This is a genomic window from Rhodococcus sp. Z13 (assembly GCF_025837095.1).
In the GTDB taxonomy this organism is placed as follows: Bacteria; Actinomycetota; Actinomycetes; order Mycobacteriales; family Mycobacteriaceae; genus Rhodococcus; species Rhodococcus sacchari.
On sequence record NZ_CP107551.1, the window covers coordinates 981,054 to 997,943 of the forward strand.

At 70.7% G+C, this 16,890-nt stretch carries 12 protein-coding genes; 6 read left to right on the plus strand and 6 right to left on the minus strand.

Translation table 11 applies throughout. The features are described from left to right. The first annotated feature begins 101 nt into the window (after positions 1–101). Positions 102–4,103, plus strand: a complete 4,002-nt coding sequence (locus OED52_RS04645) for a WD40 repeat domain-containing protein (RefSeq protein WP_264153516.1) — start codon at positions 102–104, stop codon at positions 4,101–4,103. On the opposite strand, the gene OED52_RS04650 is transcribed toward OED52_RS04645, so the two are convergent. From OED52_RS04650 to metG, 5 genes are all read right to left on the minus strand, one after another. Further along, positions 4,015–5,334 (minus strand): aminodeoxychorismate synthase component I, encoded by a 1,320-nt coding sequence (locus OED52_RS04650; protein WP_264153517.1) that lies wholly within the window; start codon positions 5,332–5,334, stop codon positions 4,015–4,017. The two genes, OED52_RS04645 and OED52_RS04650, sit on opposite strands and share 89 nt — an antisense overlap. Before the next feature lie 12 nt (positions 5,335–5,346). Further along, positions 5,347–6,228: an RNA polymerase sigma-70 factor gene (locus OED52_RS04655; protein ID WP_264153518.1), complete on the minus strand. Its 882-nt coding sequence runs from the start codon at positions 6,226–6,228 to the stop codon at positions 5,347–5,349. Continuing rightward, positions 6,225–7,382 (minus strand): NAD(P)/FAD-dependent oxidoreductase, encoded by a 1,158-nt coding sequence (locus OED52_RS04660; RefSeq protein ID WP_264153519.1) that lies wholly within the window; start codon positions 7,380–7,382, stop codon positions 6,225–6,227. The genes OED52_RS04655 and OED52_RS04660 overlap by 4 nt, the downstream gene beginning before the upstream one ends. A 79-nt stretch (positions 7,383–7,461) precedes the next feature. Further along, positions 7,462–8,601, minus strand: a complete 1,140-nt coding sequence (locus tag OED52_RS04665) for a DUF2786 domain-containing protein (RefSeq protein WP_264153520.1) — start codon at positions 8,599–8,601, stop codon at positions 7,462–7,464. 86 nt (positions 8,602–8,687) lie between these two features. Further along, positions 8,688–10,268: a methionine--tRNA ligase gene (gene metG / locus OED52_RS04670; protein WP_264153521.1), complete on the minus strand. Its 1,581-nt coding sequence runs from the start codon at positions 10,266–10,268 to the stop codon at positions 8,688–8,690. Between the two features lie 22 nt (positions 10,269–10,290). Here metG and OED52_RS04675 point away from each other — a divergent pair, with 22 nt between their 5' ends. From OED52_RS04675 to OED52_RS04690, 4 genes are all read left to right on the plus strand, one after another. Next, the gene (locus OED52_RS04675; protein ID WP_264153522.1) at positions 10,291–11,121 is read left to right on the plus strand and encodes a TatD family hydrolase; all 831 of its coding nucleotides are present in this window, start codon (positions 10,291–10,293) and stop codon (positions 11,119–11,121) included. A gap of 40 nt (positions 11,122–11,161) precedes the next feature. Further along, entirely contained in the window at positions 11,162–12,229 is a 1,068-nt protein-coding gene (locus OED52_RS04680; protein ID WP_264153523.1) for a maleylacetate reductase, read from the plus strand. 86 nt (positions 12,230–12,315) lie between these two features. Further along, a complete protein-coding gene (locus OED52_RS04685; protein ID WP_264153524.1) occupies positions 12,316–12,744 on the plus strand; it encodes a DoxX family protein in 429 nt (142 codons plus the stop codon). Between the two features lie 139 nt (positions 12,745–12,883). Next, positions 12,884–14,551, plus strand: coding sequence for a sulfatase-like hydrolase/transferase (locus OED52_RS04690; protein WP_264153525.1), 1,668 nt, complete (start codon positions 12,884–12,886; stop codon positions 14,549–14,551). Here the strand turns inward: OED52_RS04690 and OED52_RS04695 are convergent, their stop codons facing one another. Beyond that, entirely contained in the window at positions 14,552–15,466 is a 915-nt protein-coding gene (locus tag OED52_RS04695; protein WP_459565459.1) for a formylglycine-generating enzyme family protein, read from the minus strand. Positions 15,467–15,709: 243 nt separating this feature from the next. On the opposite strand from OED52_RS04695, the gene OED52_RS04700 reads away from it, so the two are divergent. Next, the gene (locus OED52_RS04700; protein ID WP_264153527.1) at positions 15,710–16,837 is read left to right on the plus strand and encodes a resuscitation-promoting factor; all 1,128 of its coding nucleotides are present in this window, start codon (positions 15,710–15,712) and stop codon (positions 16,835–16,837) included. Positions 16,838–16,890 lie beyond the last annotated feature (53 nt).

A 16,890-nucleotide genomic window follows, 5' to 3' on the forward strand; every position in this document is an offset into this window, starting at 1 on the left:
CCCCAGCGGAACAGCTATCATCCCTGTTCAGACAGGGTGAGGAATTTTTCCGCAGCGGAAGTTTCCGCGCTGGGATCAGGAGTACGAGGGGCGCGGAACGGATGGCGGACGACGGCGGCAACCCCACAGCGGCGCAGGGGACACAGCCGGCGCAGTCGGCGCAGGGGCAGCGGCAGTTCTTCGCCGACCAGCTGCGGATGCTCTTCGCCGCGGCCGGCCGGCCCGCCCTGAAGAAGGTCGTCTCCGAGGCCACGGCCGTCGCCCGGTCCGTGGGCAGCGACCGCACGATCTCCGTCCAACGCGTCAGCGACTGGCGCAGCGGCAACCGCCTGCCCGCCACCTTCGAGGCGGTGCACCCCGTGCTCGTGGTGCTCATCCGCGCGGCCCGCGAACTCAACTCCGAGCCACCCGTGCCCGGGCTCTACTCGCTCAAGCAGTGGGAGAACTGGTGGAAGGCCGCCCGCGGCCAGACCGGCTCACCGCGCGCCGAGAAGACCGCCGGGCCGACGGTGCCGCCCGGTATCCGCCCCTACAAGGGCCTCGCCTCCTACGGTGAACAGGACGCCCGGCTGTTCTTCGGACGCACCCAGAGCGTGCGCAGCCTGACCGACGTCGTGATCGCCTCGCACGGCCAGGGACCGGTCGTCGTCACCGGCGCGTCCGGGGTCGGCAAGTCCTCGCTGGTGCGCGCCGGCCTCATCCCGCAGCTGTGCTCCGGGACGGAGTGCCACCCCGTGGTGATCACCCCCGGCACCGATCCCGTGAAGCGTCTCGTCGACGCCCTGCCCGAGCTGGCCGAGGTCTCCGATCCCACCGACTACGAGGCCGTGCACGCCGCCCTGCGCGCGGTGTGCGAGCGGACCTCCACGACGCTGCTGGTGATCGTCGTCGACCAGATCGAGGAACTGTTCACCCACTGCACCGACTCCGCCGAGCGCACCCGCTTCCTGGCGCTGCTCGAGACGGCCTCCACCGGGCACGAGGAGGACGCGCCCGCGCTCGTCGTCGCCACCATGCGGTCGGACTTCTACGACCAGGCCGTCGCCTATCCGGTACTGGCCCGGGCTCTGGAACGCCGCACCAAGACGGTCCAACCCCTCGACCGCGACGACCTGGTCGAGGTCATCACGGCGCCGGCCAAGCTCGTCGGCGCGCGGCTCGAGGCCGGTCTCGTCGACCTCATCCTCCACGACCTGGCGGGCATGACCCGCGGTGAGATCAGCGGCACCGAACTCCCGCTGCTGTCGCACCTGCTCGACTCGCTGTGGGACAAGCGCAGCGGCGGTGCGCTCACCGTCGCCGCCTACCGCGCGACCGGTGGGGTCCGCGGATCGGTCGCCGCCAGCGCGGAACGGGCCTGGGAGAGCCTCGGCGACGACGCCGACCGGGCGCGCGCCCGGGCGATGCTCGTGCACCTGGTGTACGTCACCGCGACCGGCACCGACGTCAAGATCGCCCGGCCGCTGAACGAACTGCTGGCTGTCGCCGGCGACGACCGCGATGCCGCCGCCCGGGTGCTCGACCACTTCGTGTCGGCCCGGGTGCTGGTGGTCGACGCGGGCACCGTCGAACTCATCCACGACGCGGTGATCGACGCGTGGCCGCGGCTGAAGTCGTGGATCCAGCAGGACCGCGCCCACGCCGCGATGCGGCAGCAGATCGAGGCCGACGCGCAGACCTGGCTGGAGAGCGGCCGCAATCGTGGCCTGCTCTACCAGCGGGGACGCATGGACGTCGTCGCCGAACAGAACCCGCAGCTCGCCGAGACGTCGGCCTCCTCGCGGGGGCTGGTGGCCCTCAGCCCCGCCGCGGTCGCCTTCCTCGACGCCTCGCGACGTCAGATCGCCCGCCAGACCCGTCTGCGGCACGCCGTCATCGCGGTGCTCGCGGGGTCCACCATCGTCGCCCTGGTGATGTCCGGCCTGGCCTGGGACGCGAAGAGCCGCGCCGAGACGGAACGGAGCACGGCACAGTTCCAGCAGATCGTCGCGTTGTCGGACTCGCTCAAGGACGACGACCCCACGACCTCCGCGCACCTCGCGCTGGCCGCCGCGGGCCTACAGCCCGACAATCCCATCGCCTACTCACGGCTGATCGCGACCCAGGCCGTGCCCCTCGCCTACACCCTCACCGGGCACACGGGCCCGATCTACGGGGTCGTCGTCTCACCCGACGGTTCGACCCTCGCCTCGGCCAGCGACGACGGCAGCGTGCGGTTGTGGTCGCTGGAAGGCGATCACCCCACCCCGATCGGGGAGCCGCTGCAGCTGTCGTCGAAGTACATGGCCTCGGTGTCGTTCACCCCGGACGGCCGCTACCTCGCGGTGGGGGCGGCCGACAGCGGCGTGTGGATCTTCGACGTCTCCGACCGGGCCGCGCCGAAGGCCGTCCTCGAGCGACAGGCCTACGCGGAGGGCGCCGTGCACAACGTGCGGTTCTCGCCCACCGGCCGGGTCCTGGCCGTGCCCTACGACGACGGGCGCGTCGCCCTCGTCGACACCTCCGATCCCGCCTCCGGCCGGTTCCCCACGACGCTGATCACCGGACACGAGGGCGGCGTGCGCACCGCCGCCTTCCGCCCGGGCGGCGACGTGCTCGCCACCTCCAGCGACGACCGCACCGTCCGCCTGTGGAACGTGCACGATCCGTCGCATCCGGTGCCGCTCGGCGAACCGCTCACCGGTTTCGGGGACGTCGCGCACTCGGTCGCCTTCAACGGCGACGGTTCGATCCTCGCCGCCAGCAGCGACGACGGGGTGCTGCACCTGTTCGACACCTCCGATCCCCGGCGCGCACACCGGGTGGGGATACCGAAGAACGCGCACACCGGCGGAGTCTGGAACATCGCCTTCCTGCCGGACGGCGCCACGCTGGCGAGCGCGTCGTGGGACGGAACCGTGAAGCTGTGGAATCTCACCCCCGGCGAGTGGACCCTCGACGAACTCGGCCCGCCGTTGACCGGCCACGGCGGCGGCGTGCCCACCCTCACCGTCGGGCCGCAGGGCGGCATGCTCGTCACCGGTGGCCAGGACGCCAACATCCGTATCTGGACGATGCCGCACACCCGCATCGCGGTCGCCGACACCGCGCTCACCCGGCCCGCGATCAGCCGCGCCGGAGACCTCGTCGCGACCGGCAGCTACGGCCCCGACATCAGCCTGTGGCGGGTCGGCGCCGACGGCGACTGGACCCGGGCCGGCGGCATCGAACTGCCGCGTCCGCTCGGCGGCGCCTACGTGTGCGCGCTGTCGCCCTCCGGAACCGTGCTGGCCACCGCCCCGACCTCCGGCGGCAGCGTCCAGCTGTGGGACGTGCGCGACCCGTCGTCGCCGAAACCGCTCGGCGAACCCGTCGCGCTGGGCACCCGCTTCACGTCGGCGCTGGGCTTCGGACCCGACGGCACGACCCTGGTGACCGGCTCCGACGACTTCTCCGTGCAGTTGTGGGACATCGCCGACCCCGCCCATCCCGTGCCCTGGGGCGATCCGCTCGAGGGCCCGCGGAACCTGGTGCGGGTGGCGACGATCAGCCCCGACGGTCGCAGCCTCGTCGTCACGAGCGCCGACAGCGACATCTACGCCTGGGACATCACCGACCCGCGGCAGCCGAAGCGGGTGGACGTCGCGGACGGGCACACCGGAGGGGTCAACGGCGCTGCCTTCGGCAAGGACGGCGACGTGCTCGTGACAGGCGGGGACGATCACGTCGTCCGGGTCTGGGACCGCGACGACGCCGGGAACTTCACCCTCCGCCCGACGGCCCTCGAGGGCCACAGCGGCACCGTCTACTCGGTGTCGATCGACCGCACCGCCACCCGCGCGGTGAGCGGCAGCGACGACGGCACCATCCGGTTGTGGGACGTCTCCGACCCGGACGACATGCGGGAGATGGGGGGACCGGTCACCGATATCGGCGTGGGCCGCTGGCAGGTGGTGCTCGCCCCGGACGGCACCATCGTCGGTGCCGGCGGCGACGGGGTCCTCCGCACCTGGGGACTCGACGCGGATGCGGTCGTCAGCAGGATCTGCCGGTCGACGTCGGCACGTCTCGAGGACGTGCTCGACCGCTTCGAGCTTCCTCCGCCGGCTCGCGAGGTGTGCTGAGCGCGAGGATGCTCGCAGCCTTGTCCAGGCATTCCTGCCATTCGGCGTCGGGATCGGAGTCGATCGTGATGCCCCCACCGACGCCGAGCGCGCACACCCGCGACCCGTCGGGCCCGTACCCGAACTCGACGGTGCGGATCGCGACGTTCAGTTCGGTGCCGGCGAGCGGGCTCGTCATGCCGACGGTGCCGCAGTACACCCCGCGCGGCGCCGGCTCCCACCGCATCAGCAGGTCGCGGGCCCGCAGCTTCGGGCAACCCGTCACCGAGGCGGGCGGGAAGGCGGCTTCGAGCAGGTCGGCGACGGTCGCGTCCGGCCGGCGGGTGGCCGCGACGGTGGACACGAGATGCCACACCCCGGGTGCGGGCCGCACCGCGAGCAGCTCCTCGACGGTGACCGTCCCGGTCTCGGCGACCCGGCTCAGGTCGTTGCGCACCAGGTCCACGATCATGACGTTCTCGGCGACGTCCTTGACCGAGGCGCGCAGAGCAGCGGGGTCGGCGGTCAGCGGCAGGGTGCCCTTGATCGGGCTCGACCGCAGCGTGTCGCCGTGCAGCGAGACGAACAGCTCCGGGGACAACGACGCGACCGCACCCCACGGTCCTTGCAGGTAGACGGCGCGGGCCGGGGCGGTGCGGGCGATGCCGTCGGCGAAGAACGCCAGCGGGTCGCCGTCCCAGACACCGGTGAACCGGGTGCACACGCACGCCTGGTAGACCTCGCCGGCGCGGATCGCCTCGAGGCACTGCTGCACGCCGTGGCGGTGCACCTCGCGGTCCGGGGCGGTCCAGTCGATGTGCCAGCCGCCGGCAGGTGCCGCGGGAGCGGTGACGGCGACGGAGAGCTCGTCGGGACACGGCTCGTCGCCGAGGGTTTCGTACCACCAGCAGCCGGTGTGGTCGAGGCGCAGCACGGTGTCGGTCCAGCCGCTCGCCGCGACAGGCAACGCCGGCTGCTGCGGGGCCCGGTCGGGATACGCGACGAACCCGACGCGGCCGCCGCCGACGAGCGGCCCGCCGTCCGGGCGGGTGGCGGGCACCATCCCTTCGGCGAACGCCTCCTCCGGTGCGACCGCGCCGGCCTCGAGGGAGGGGACGAGGATCGCGGAGGAGGAGAACCAGTCGCCGGACAGTGCCGCCGGGGCCGGGATGCCGAGCCGGCGGGCACGGTCGGCGAGCGCTGTGAGGACACGATCCGGGGTGCCGCCGCGGCCGAGACGTTCCATCCGCATGGCGTCAGCTTGTCACGACGGCTCCCCGTTTCCGGTGCGCGCCCCGAGGTGTGTCAGTTTGTCGGGATTGCGCACCACGTAGACACCGGTGACCCGGCCCTCGTCGATCTCGAGCTGCAGCACCAGGTCGAGCACACCCGCGGAGTACACGAGGATGCCCGGCATCGCGTTCACCGAGGCGATCTCGAGGGTCATGTCAGGCAGCGGATGCCGCACCAATCCGAGGAACAGGCGCGCCACCCGCGCGGCACCCGTCACCGGCACCCGGGCCGCGGTGACCTTGCCGCCACCGTCCGCCAGGTACACCACGTCGGGATCGAGGAGGGTGAGCAGCCCGTCGAGGTCGCCGGTGGTCGCCGCGACGAGAAATGCCTCCACCACCCGGGCGGTCTCGTCGCCGAGGGGCTCGAACCGCCGCTGCCGCGACCGCACGTGTTCGCGGGCACGGTGGGCGATCTGCCGGACCGCGCTCTCGCTGCGGTCGACGGTCTCGGCGATCCGGTCGTAGTCGAACCCGAAGACCTCCCGCATCACGAAGACCACCCGCTCGACCGGCTTGAGCGTCTCGAGCACGAGCAGCATCGCGGTGGACACCGACTCGGCGAGTTCGACCTCCTGCGCGGCATCGGGGGAGGTGAGCAGCGGTTCCGGCAGCCACGGACCGACGTACTCCTCCCGCCGCCGCTGCGCCGACCGCAGCGAGTTCAGCGCCTGCCGGGTGACGATCTGCGCCGCGTAGGCGCGCGGATCGGCGACCTCGGCGGTGTCGGCGCGCGCCCAGCGGATGTAGCTCTCCTGCAGCACGTCCTCGCTGTCGGCGACGCTGCCCGTGATCTCGTAGGCGATCGAGAACAGCAGGCCGCGGTGCTCGGTGAAGACTTCGTCGGTGTTCACGACACGCCGGCCTCCTGCCGGGACGCTTCGGGGGCCGGGCCCCGTCGCGTCGGGACGGGGACACCGCGCGCCTGCAGTCGCATGGACCGGATGGTCCCACGGACCACCGCTTCCTTGACAGGGGCGGCGAGACGGCCGCGCAGCCCCCAGCGCACGGGAACGTCGTCGCGACCGGACAGTTGCACGACGCCCCGGTCGCGGCCGAGCGAGATGCAGCGGGCGACGAATCCGAGCGACAAGGGTGCCGGTGCGCGGCCCTGCAGCAGATCCCACACGGTGTCGGCGCCGTGGGCACCGAGGGGCATCGCGGCCTGGCAGCTCATCCGGACGTGGTCGTTGCCCTCGATGCGCACGGCGTCGCCCACTCCGACGATCGGTGTGCCGTCGACGACCTGCAGGGTGGAGCGCAGCCGCAGGCGGCCGTCGGCGTCGACGGGCAGGCCGCTGCGCCGGGCCAGTTCGGGTACCGAGAAACCCGCCGTCCACACCGCGATCGCCGCGGGGAGTTCGGTGCCGTCGTCGAGCAGGACGGAGTCGTCGGTGATCCGGACGGCCTTCACACCGGTGCGGACCTCCACGTCCATCCCGTCGAGCGTGCGCCGGACGTAGCGGCGGCTGGTCTCGGGCAGTTCGGCGCCCGGGTCGCCGACGAGGGTGATCCGGTGCCGGGGCCACGCCTCGGCCAGTTCGGTCGCGGTCTCGAGACCGGTGAGCCCACCGCCGATCACCACGACCGGGGCCGGGGCCTCGGCGGTGAGCAGCGCCTCGTGCAGGGCCGTCGCGGACTCCAGATCGGAGACCGGCCGGGCCTTCTCCCGGCCGGGGATCGAGCTCGTGCCCGGTCCGCTGCCCACCGCGTAGACCACCGCGTCGCACCGCAGTTCGGTGCCGTCGGCGAGGGTGACGGTGTGCGGTGCGACCTGCACGGCCGTACCGACCTGCAGCACGGCGCGGGGATGCAGGAGCTCGGTCAGTTCGTGTGTGGCCGTCCCCGAACCGGCGGCCACCTGGTGCAGGCGGACCCGCTCCACGAACACCGGCCGGGGGTTGACCACCGTGACGTCGACCTCGGGGTGGGTTGCGAGCAGCCGGTTCGCTGCCGTCACACCGGCGTAGCCGGCTCCGACCACCACCACATGGAATCGCGTAGTCATCACTGCCGCCCTTCGTCTCGTCCTTCGGTTGTCGCCCATAGGACACCGGCGGGCGTGTGACTGTGACAGTGCGCGCGGATCAATGTGGGACGGATCTCCGCTCCGGGCCGAGGGAGGCTGCGTCGGCGGCGTCGCGACCGGCATGGAAACCGTCGGCGTCGACGCCGCGGCTGCGTGAGTCGCGGGTGACGGGGAACAGGCGGCGGAATTCGGTGTCGACGGCGTCGGAGCGGCGGGCCAGGATCGGCGCGAGCGCGGTCATGGGGACGTGTGCGTCGGCGGCAGCCTCGGCGGTGGCCCGGACGTCGGCCTCGCGCAGCCGCTCGCCGATGCGATGGGCGTAGCCGGTGAGGAACGCGCGGCGGAAGGATGTGGCGGATGCGCCCCGGCGACCGGCGGTACCGGCGGCCTGCACCGCCCGGGTGGCCTGCACGAGCAGCGAGGCGAACAGCATCTCGACCTGCTGCAGGTCGGTGACGGCCCCGACGATCGTGGCGATCTGCACACGGGTGAACCACACCGTGCGGACGCGGTTGGCGTCGCCGATGGCCGTCAGCAGCAGCACCTTCTCCTTGATGTAGGTGCCGTCGAGGTGCAGGCGTCGTCCGGCCACCGGGCCGGTGCCGGAGGTGGGGGCCGTGAGCAGGGCCGCTCCCACCGCATGCCGGGACACCAGCTCCTGAGCCTTGGCGGTGAGGGCCTCGGCCTCCTCGGGAAAATCGGTGGACTCGGCCTTCGACAGCAGGGCGCGGATACGCCCGAGGAGGCGGGGGTCGGGTGCGGGAGCGGACTCGCCGGCCGCCCGCCGGTTCGAGGGCCACTGCGAGGGCGGTGGGGTGAGGAGCGCGAAGGAGGGCAGGTACTTCCAGGTGAAGGCGACCCCTTCGACCTGGTAGCGGGTGACGTGCGGGCAGGCGTGCCGCAGGCCCTCGGCGAGATCGGGGAACGCGGCGGCACGGACGAGGTGCGGGCGCTGACGGCCGATCTCGTCGAGTTGCCGCGTCCAGTCGGTGGGGGCCCGCTCGGCGGCCCGGCCGACGCGGGCGTCGAACAACACTGCGGTGGCCGCGAGGGCGACGTCGGAGGCGTCGCCGGAGCGCGCCGTGATGTGCACGAGATCGACGGGTTGCCAGCCGCGCTCGTAGGCGTCGGCGAGTTCGGTGAGCAGGGTGTGCTCGCTCAGACCCTCTGTTCGAAAGTATGTTCTATCGCTCCGCATGCGCGAAGTGTGGCGGAGGGCACCGACAGGTTTCGATCATGACAGGGGAACGCGCTGGTCGGGCGCATTCCCCTGTCAAGTCTCGCTCAGTCCTCGTCTACGTAGCGCGGGAACACCGGCGAGGGCGCCGGCAGCTTCGTGCCCGGTGCGAGGCGGGTGCCGACGGAGTCGAACTGCCGCGCCTCCGGCGCCTGGCCGAGCAGGTCGAGGATCTTCGCACCGGCATCCGGCATCACCGGCTGGACCAGCAGGCCCACGATCCGCACGACCTCGAGCGTCACGTACAGGACGGTCGCCATACGGTCCGGGTCGGTCTTGCGGAGCACCCACGGCTGCTGCGCCGAGAAGTAGCGGTTGGTCTCGCCCAGTACGTGCCAGATCGCCTCGAGACCGAGGTGCAGCGCCTGCGCGTCGAACTCGGCGCGCACCTTCTCGAGCAGCGCGTCTGCCTGGGCGAGCAGGGCCTCGTCGTCGGCGGTGAACTCGCCCGGCGTCGGCACCGTGCCCTCGAGATTCTTCGCGACCATCGTCAGCGACCGCTGTGCGAGGTTGCCCAGGTCGTTGGCGAGATCGGCGTTGATACGGGTGACGATGCCCTCGTGACTGTAGCTGCCGTCCTGGCCGTAGGAGATCTCCCGGAGCAGGAAGAAACGCAGCTGGTCGAGGCCGTAGCGCTCCACCATCTCGAGCGGGTCGACGACGTTGCCGACCGACTTCGACATCTTCTCGCCCTTGTTGAACAGGAAGCCGTGCACGAACACGCGCTTGGGCAGCTCGAGACCCGCCGACATGAGGAAGGCCGGCCAGTAGACGGTGTGGAAGCGCGTGATGTCCTTGCCGATGATGTGCAGGTCGGCGGGCCAGTAGCGGCGGTAGGACTCCGACCCGGTGTCGGGGAAGCCGGCGCCGGTCAGGTAGTTGGTCAGCGCGTCGACCCACACGTACATGACGTGATCCGGGTGATCCGGGACGGGCACACCCCAGTCGAAGGTGGTGCGGGAGATCGACAGATCCTTCAGGCCGCCCGAGACGAAGCTGACGATCTCGTTGCGGCGGGTCGCCGGAGCGATGAAGTCCGGATGCTCCTCGTAGAGCTTCAGCAGCCTGTCCTGGTAGGCGGACAGCCGGAAGAAGTAGGTCGACTCCTCGGTCCACTCCACCGGGGTGCCGGTCTCGGTGGCGATGCGCGAGCCGTCCTCGAGCAGCGTGGTCTCGCCGTCGGTGTAGAACGCCTCGTCGCGGACCGAGTACCAGCCCGCATAGGTGTCGAGGTAGATGTCGCCCGCATCCACCATGCGCTGCCAAATCGCCTTGCTCGCCTCGATGTGGTCCGCGTCCGTCGTCCGGATGAACCGGTCGTAGGAGATGTTCAGCGCCTTGTCCATGGCCTGGAACACGTCCGAGTTGCGGGACGCCAGCTCGGTGACCGGGATCCCTTCCTTCGCGGCGGTCTGCTGCATCTTCAGACCGTGCTCGTCGGTACCGGTCAGGAAGCGCACGTCGAAGCCGTCGAGTCGCTTGAACCGCGCGATCGCGTCGGTCGAGATGTACTCGTAGGCGTGCCCGATGTGCGGGACGCCGTTCGGGTACGCGATCGCGGTGGTGACGTAGAACGGCGGGCGGGTGGGATCGCCGACAGCCGGGCGGGAGGAATCAGGCGCAGTCATGGTGGACAGTAGTTTATAGGGCGTGAGCGCAGCCCGTCCCGCCCCCGAAGCCCCGCAGCCGTTGACCCCCCTCGTCGACGCCCACACGCACCTCGACGCGTGCGGCGCGACGGACCCCGCAACGACCGCCGCGATCGTCGACCGGGCGGCCGCCGTCGGCGTCGGCCGGGTGGTCACCGTCGCCGACGATCTCGAGGCGGCGCGGTTCGCCGTGCGGGCCGCGCACTGGGACGACCGCATCTACGCGGCCGTCGCTATCCACCCCACCCGCGCGAACGTCCTCGACGACGCCACCCGCGCCGAGATCGAGACGCTCGCCGCCGACCCGCGCTGCGTCGCGGTGGGGGAGACCGGCCTCGACCTGTACTGGCCCGGCAAGCTCGACGGTTGCGCCGAGCCGGCGGAACAGGAGGAGGGTTTCCGCTGGCACATCGACCTCGCCAAGCGACTCGGCAAGCCGCTGATGATCCACAACCGCGAGGCCGACGCCGAGCTGCTGCGGGTGCTGCACGACGAGGGTGCCCCGGAGACGGTGATCTTCCACTGCTTCTCCTCGGACGCCGACATGGCCCGCCGCTGCGTCGACGCCGGCTACCTGCTGAGCTTCTCCGGCACGGTGAGCTTCAAGAACGCCAAGGCCCTGCACGAGGCGGCGCCGCTGGTGCCGCGCGAGCTGGTGCTCGTGGAGACCGACGCGCCGTTCCTCACGCCGCACCCCTTCCGGGGCGCGCCGAACGAGTCGTACTGCCTGCCGTACACGGTGCGGGCGCTCGCCGAGCTGCGCGGGGAGGATCCCGAGGAACTGGCCGCCGCGACCACCGCGAACGCGGAACGGGTGTACGGACTTTCGTGAAGCCGACGCGGGGGTGCCCGGGCGCCGTGACAATACGGGCATGCACTCCTTCGTCTACACCTCCCATCCGGTACGTGTGATCTTCGGTCCCGGCACCGCCGCGCGAGTCGCAGACGAAGTGCGTCGTCTCGGACGGTCCCGGGTCCTGTTGCTCGGCGGGGAACACGTCCGTCCCCAGGCCGAGCTCGTCGAGCGCACGCTCGGCGCGCTGCAGGTCGCCCGTTTCGACGGCGCGGTGATCCACACCCCGGTGGAGGTCACCGAACGGGCGTTGCGGCAGGTCGAGGAGCACGGGGTCGACGCGGTCGTCGCCGTGGGCGGCGGCTCGACGACCGGGCTGGCGAAGGCGCTGGCCGTGCGCACGGGGATCGATCAGGTGATCCTGCCGACCACCTATGCCGGCTCCGAGGTGACCCCGGTGCTGGGGGAGACCGAGGACGGGGTGAAGACCACCCGGTCGTCGCCGGACATCCTGCCGGAGACGGTGATCTACGACGTCGAGTTCACCGCGAGCATGCCCATCCCGATGGCCCTCACCAGTGCGATCAACGCGATGGCGCACGCGGTCGAGTCGCTCTACGCCGAGGACGCCAATCCCATCGTCGACACCCTGGCGCTCGAGGCGATCTCCGCGATCGGCCGGGGCCTGCCCGCTCTGGGCGCGGACTCGGTGGATCCCGAGGGCCGGTCCGACCTGCTGCTCGCGGCGTGGCTGGCGGGGACCTGCCTGGCCTCGGCCGGAATGGGTCTGCACCACAAGCTCTGTCACGTGCTGGGCGGGTCCTTCGACCTGCCGCACGCCGCCACCCACACCGTGCTGCTGCCCCACGTCATGGCCTTCAACGAACCGTCGGTGCCGCACGTGATGAAGCGGATCGCCGAGGCGCTCGGTACCGACTCGGCCCCGGCCGGGGTCTACGACCTCGTCGCGGCCGCCGGGGGTCCCACCACGCTCGAGGAACTCGGCATGGCGGAGCGGGATCTCGACGAGGCGGCGCGGCTGGCCACCGAGAAGGCGTATCCGAATCCGAGGGAGGTGACACAGGTGGGGGTCCGCCGCCTGCTCGGCGAGGCCTACGCCGGAATCCGTCCGAGCCCCGTGGGATAGGTGGTTGAAGCTACAACCATCTCTTGCTAGCTTGGTTGTCGCTTCAACCATGCGGGGCTTTTCGCCTCCGTCACGAAAGGCTCGTTGTGAAGACCTCTCTCGTTCGCGACATCGGCATCCTGATCGCACGACTCGTCCTCGGCGTCATCTTCCTGGCCCACGGCCTGCAGAAGCTCACGGTCTGGGGCTACGACGGCACCAAGGCCGGCTTCGAGGGCATGGGCGTGCCCGCCCCGGCGATCTCGGCCTTCGTCGCCACCTGGGTCGAGACGCTCGGCGGGATCGCCCTCATCCTGGGCGTGCTCGTGCCGATCTTCGGGGTCCTGCTGTTCCTGGTCATGGCCGGTGCCTTCTTCATCGTGCACGTGGACAACGGCATCTACGTCTCCGACGGCGGCTTCGAGCTCGTCGCCGCACTCGGTGCGGGCGCGCTGCTGCTCGCGGCGGTCGGTGCGGGTGCCTTCAGCGTCGACCGGTTCCTTGCACCCAAGGTGCCCTTCCTGCAGAACGCCTGACACGGGGAAGCCGGGTACCGCGGGCGATTCGAGCATCGCCCGCGATACTCGGTTCGTCCGAAGTGCCCTCGACGAGAGGGTCGTCCTGTTACGCTCGGGCGCGAATCTGCTCCCACGGAACGCGTCGACAGGACCGGATATGACCGTGCAGCAAGCCGTTCCGCGGCGTGACAACACCTGGAACCTCGACCGGCGGACCTTCCTCCTCGGCGCCGGTGCCCTCCTCGCGGCGGGGCTGGTCGGAGCCCGTCCCTCCTCGGCGCAGACACGGATCCCGCGGCGCCCCAACATCCTGATCGTCATCACCGACCAGGAACGGCAGCCGATGCACTGGCCCGCCGACTGGGCCCGCACCAACCTGCCCAACCGTCAGCGCCTGGCCGACACGGGACTCACGTTCACCCGGTCGTTCTGCAACGCCGCGATGTGTTCGCCCAGCCGCAGCACGCTCTTCACCGGTCTCTACCCGGCCCAGCACGGTGTGGTGAGCACCCTCACCGAGGGGGGCACGCTCTCGCCCACCGAACCGGTGCTCTCGCCGGACACCCAGAACATGGCGAAGATGCTGCGCTCCGCCGGGTACGACGTCCAGTACCGGGGCAAGTGGCACATGAGCAAGGGCGCCGACGGTGGCGACCCGTCGCCGGAGGACATCGCGCGCTTCGGATTCGACGGCTGGCAACCCCCCGAGGCCGGGCAGGACACCTCGCCGGAGAACTTCGGTGGCGGTTGCGCCGACCGCGACCGGAAGATCGCCGCCGACGCCGCCGACTACCTGCGCTCACGGGATCCGAACGACGACAACCCCTTCGCGCTCGTGGTGTCGTTCGCCAATCCCCACGACATCCTCTCGTATCCGAAGACCTGGGATCAGGTCGACGGCGACTGCAACAACTACGGCGCGTTCGTCCCCGAGGCGTTCGAGCAGGGGATCGACCTGCCGCCCACCTACGGCGAGGAACTGCTCCGCAACGGCAAACCCACCGCGCAGGCCCAGCTGCAGCTGCTGCTCGCCGGTGCGCTCGGGCCGCTCGTCGGGCCCGCGGAGGCCCGCCGGTACGTCAACCTCTACGCCTACATGCACAAGGTCGTCGACCAGCACATCGGCACCGTTCTCGATGCGCTGGAATCGGTTTCGGGCATGCGCGAGGACACGATCGTTTTCCGTGTCTCCGACCACGGCGAGATGGGACTGTCGCACGGCGGACTCCGGCAGAAGGCCTTCAACGCCTACGAGGAGACGCTGAACGTTCCTCTCGTGGTGAGCAATCCGGTGATGTTCCCCCGCCCGGTGAGCACCGACGCGCTCGCCTCGCTCATCGATGTCGTGCCCACCCTGGCGACCCTCGCCGACGTGCCCGACCGGTCCGCGTGGACGTTCAAGGGCGTCGACCTGACGCCGGTGATCGAAAGTGCCTCCGCCGGAGGGTCCTCCGGCCAGGTGCAGGACGTCGTCCTGTTCACCTTCGACGACGAGAACGCCGCGGCACCCAACGGGCAGACGACGGTCGAGCAGCCCAACCACATCCGCGCGGTCCGGCAGGACCGCTGGAAGTACGCGATGTACTTCGATCCCTCTGGCCGGGAACTGCCGCAGTTCGAACTCTACGACTTGCACGACGATCCGCTCGAGACACGAAACCGCGCCAACCCGCTCGACTTCGCGAACTTCGATCCCGTGCAGGTCGCCGCGATGCACGCCGTACTCATGGACGTGATGGCACGGACGGGAACCATGCCGTCGGTGCCGATTCCGCAGTTCCCACCGGTTCCGAGCGGATCCGCGAGCGGTTCGTCCGGGAACTGATCAGCCGAAGGCCATCCGGAACCCGCTGTGCCCCGTCGACGTGTCGGGGGTGTTGGCGATGCGCGCGGAGGTTCGGTAGCGGTGGCAGTAGGACTCGTGGCACAGATACGACCCGCCGCGCAGCACCGGACGGGAGTCGTCGGGGGAGAAGGGACTCGACGTCCACTCCCACACGTTCCCGGTCGTGTTGAACAGACCGAACCCGTTGGGGGCGAAGGCATCCACCGGCACCGTTCCCACCGGGGCCGTCGGCCCGTAGGGGAACGACCCACGGAAGACGTTCATCGCCGGTTCGCCTCCTGGTTCGAACTCGTCACCCCACGGGAACCGGCGCTGCACCAGCCCGCCCCGGGCGGCGAACTCCCATTCCTCCTCCGTCGGTAGTCGGCCCCCGGCCCACGCGCAGTAGGCGAGCGCGTCGAGGTGGGAGACGTGCACGACCGGATGGTCGTCCCTGCCTTCGAGATCGGAGCTTGGCCCCTCGGGGTGCCGCCAGGACGCCCCGGGCACGACGCGCCACCACGGTGCCGCCGCGACCACCAGGTGCGGCCGGTCCGTGGTGAGCCGGCCCGCGAAGACGAGCGAGTCGCCGAACCGTTCCGCCGTCGTCACGTGCCCGGTCTCCTCGACGAACCGGGCGAACTCGGTGTTGGTCACGGCCGTGGCCGAGATGGCGAAGCGGGCCACGGTCACCGGCCGTACCGGTCCCTCGCCGTCGGCGGGATCCGCGACGGGGTCGTCGGTGCCCATGAGGAACTCCGCTCTCGGTGAGCCGTCCGGGGGCAGTTCCACCATCCGGGGAGGCGTCACCGCGCCCGTGTGAGCCGGTGCCGGATGCGTGGCCGGGGTGTGCGGGCCGGCCGGATCGGGGTCCGGGCGAGTCGGTGCACAGCAGGGGCGGGAAGGGTCGCTCATCACATCGGAGTGTAGGCAGTGACCGGCCGCTCCGGAGTGAATTCCAATAATGTAATTCCGATCTTGAATTGCGCCGACCGGTCAGTTCGTGAGGCTTGCGAAAATCACTCTCCGTGATATTCGCTACCCGCGTCGTGATCTGACAGAGATCTGAAAGAGAGCAGCTAATGGCACTGAAGTTGCACGAACAATTTCATCTCGTTACCGTGCTGTGATCGAAGTTGTCCACAGTCTGGAAATGTCGTGTCACCTTTCACCAAGATCAATCGCGCCAAATCGCCGGTGTTCTACTCCGTCGTCGCCGCCATGCTCGTCACCGTCGGTGCGGGCGGTGCCACCGCGGTCGTGCAGCACAAGGATCTCGTGCTCGACGTCGACGGTGAACAGCGTTCCTTCGGCACCATGAGCTCCAATGTCGGGGACATCCTCGCCGCCGCGGGGTACACCGTCGACGAGCACGATCTCGTCGCCCCCGCCGTCGACTCCTCGGTCTCCGACGGCGACACCATCGTGCTGCGCCAAGCCCGCGAGGTGCGGCTCAGCGTGGACGGTGAGGAGCGCACGGTGTGGACCACCGCGCTGACCGTCGACGAGGCCCTCGACCAGTTCCGTCTCTCCGACGACGTCTACGTCTCGGCCTCGCGTTCGCACCGGCTGCCCCTCGAGGGCGCCGACCTCGAGGTCGTCAATCCCAAGAACGTGCGCTTCGTCGACAACGGCGCTCCCGCCGTCGACGTGCGGGTCGCCGCACCCACCGTCGGCGAGTTCCTGAAGGCGCAGAACGCCGCGCTCGAACAGGCCGACAGCGTCACCCCGGCCCTCGACGCCCCGCTCACCGACGGCGTCGAGATCGTCGTCACCCGCGACCGCGTCGAATCCCGCACCGAGAACCAGCCGATCGCCCCGCCGGAGAACCGCGTGGACGATCCGAGCATGTTCGAGGGCGAGACCGTCGTCGAGAACCCCGGTGTCCCCGGCGAGCGCTCCGTCACCTTCGACGTGCACACCGTCAACGGTGTCGAGGTCGGACGCAACGAGACCGCCTCGAAGACCCTCACCGAGCCGCAGCCGGCGATCGTGCGGGTGGGCACCAAGGCCAAGCCCGCCGTCCCCGCCTCGGGTCGCGCCTCCACCTGGGACGCCCTCGCGCAGTGCGAGGCCACCGGCAACTGGGCCATCAACACCGGCAACGGCTTCTACGGCGGTCTGCAGTTCACGCAGCAGACCTGGGCCGGTTTCGGGGGCACCCAGTACGCCCCGCGCGCCGACCTGGCGACCCGCGAGCAGCAGATCGCGATCGCGGAGAAGGTCCAGGCCGCCCAGGGTTGGGGTGCCTGGCCGGCGTGCACCAGCAAGCTCGGCCTGCGGTGACGGGTAGCGCTCTGCCCGCCACCGTCCGGGCAGCGGTGCGCTAGGTTCACCTC

Bases quoted from the DNA above. Each gene is read 5' to 3' on its own strand.
- OED52_RS04690 (WP_264153525.1), top strand. From the start codon at position 12,884: ATGACCGTGCAGCAAGCCGTTCCGCGGCGTGACAACACCTGGAACCTC.
- OED52_RS04660 (WP_264153519.1), bottom strand. From the start codon at position 7,382: ATGACTACGCGATTCCATGTGGTGGTGGTCGGAGCCGGCTACGCCGGT.
- OED52_RS04650 (WP_264153517.1), bottom strand. From the start codon at position 5,334: ATGCGGATGGAACGTCTCGGCCGCGGCGGCACCCCGGATCGTGTCCTC.
- OED52_RS04665 (WP_264153520.1), bottom strand. From the start codon at position 8,601: ATGCGGAGCGATAGAACATACTTTCGAACAGAGGGTCTGAGCGAGCAC.
- metG (WP_264153521.1), bottom strand. From the start codon at position 10,268: ATGACTGCGCCTGATTCCTCCCGCCCGGCTGTCGGCGATCCCACCCGC.
- OED52_RS04645 (WP_264153516.1), top strand. From the start codon at position 102: ATGGCGGACGACGGCGGCAACCCCACAGCGGCGCAGGGGACACAGCCG.
- OED52_RS04680 (WP_264153523.1), top strand. From the start codon at position 11,162: ATGCACTCCTTCGTCTACACCTCCCATCCGGTACGTGTGATCTTCGGT.
- OED52_RS04695 (WP_459565459.1), bottom strand. From the start codon at position 15,466: ATGAGCGACCCTTCCCGCCCCTGCTGTGCACCGACTCGCCCGGACCCC.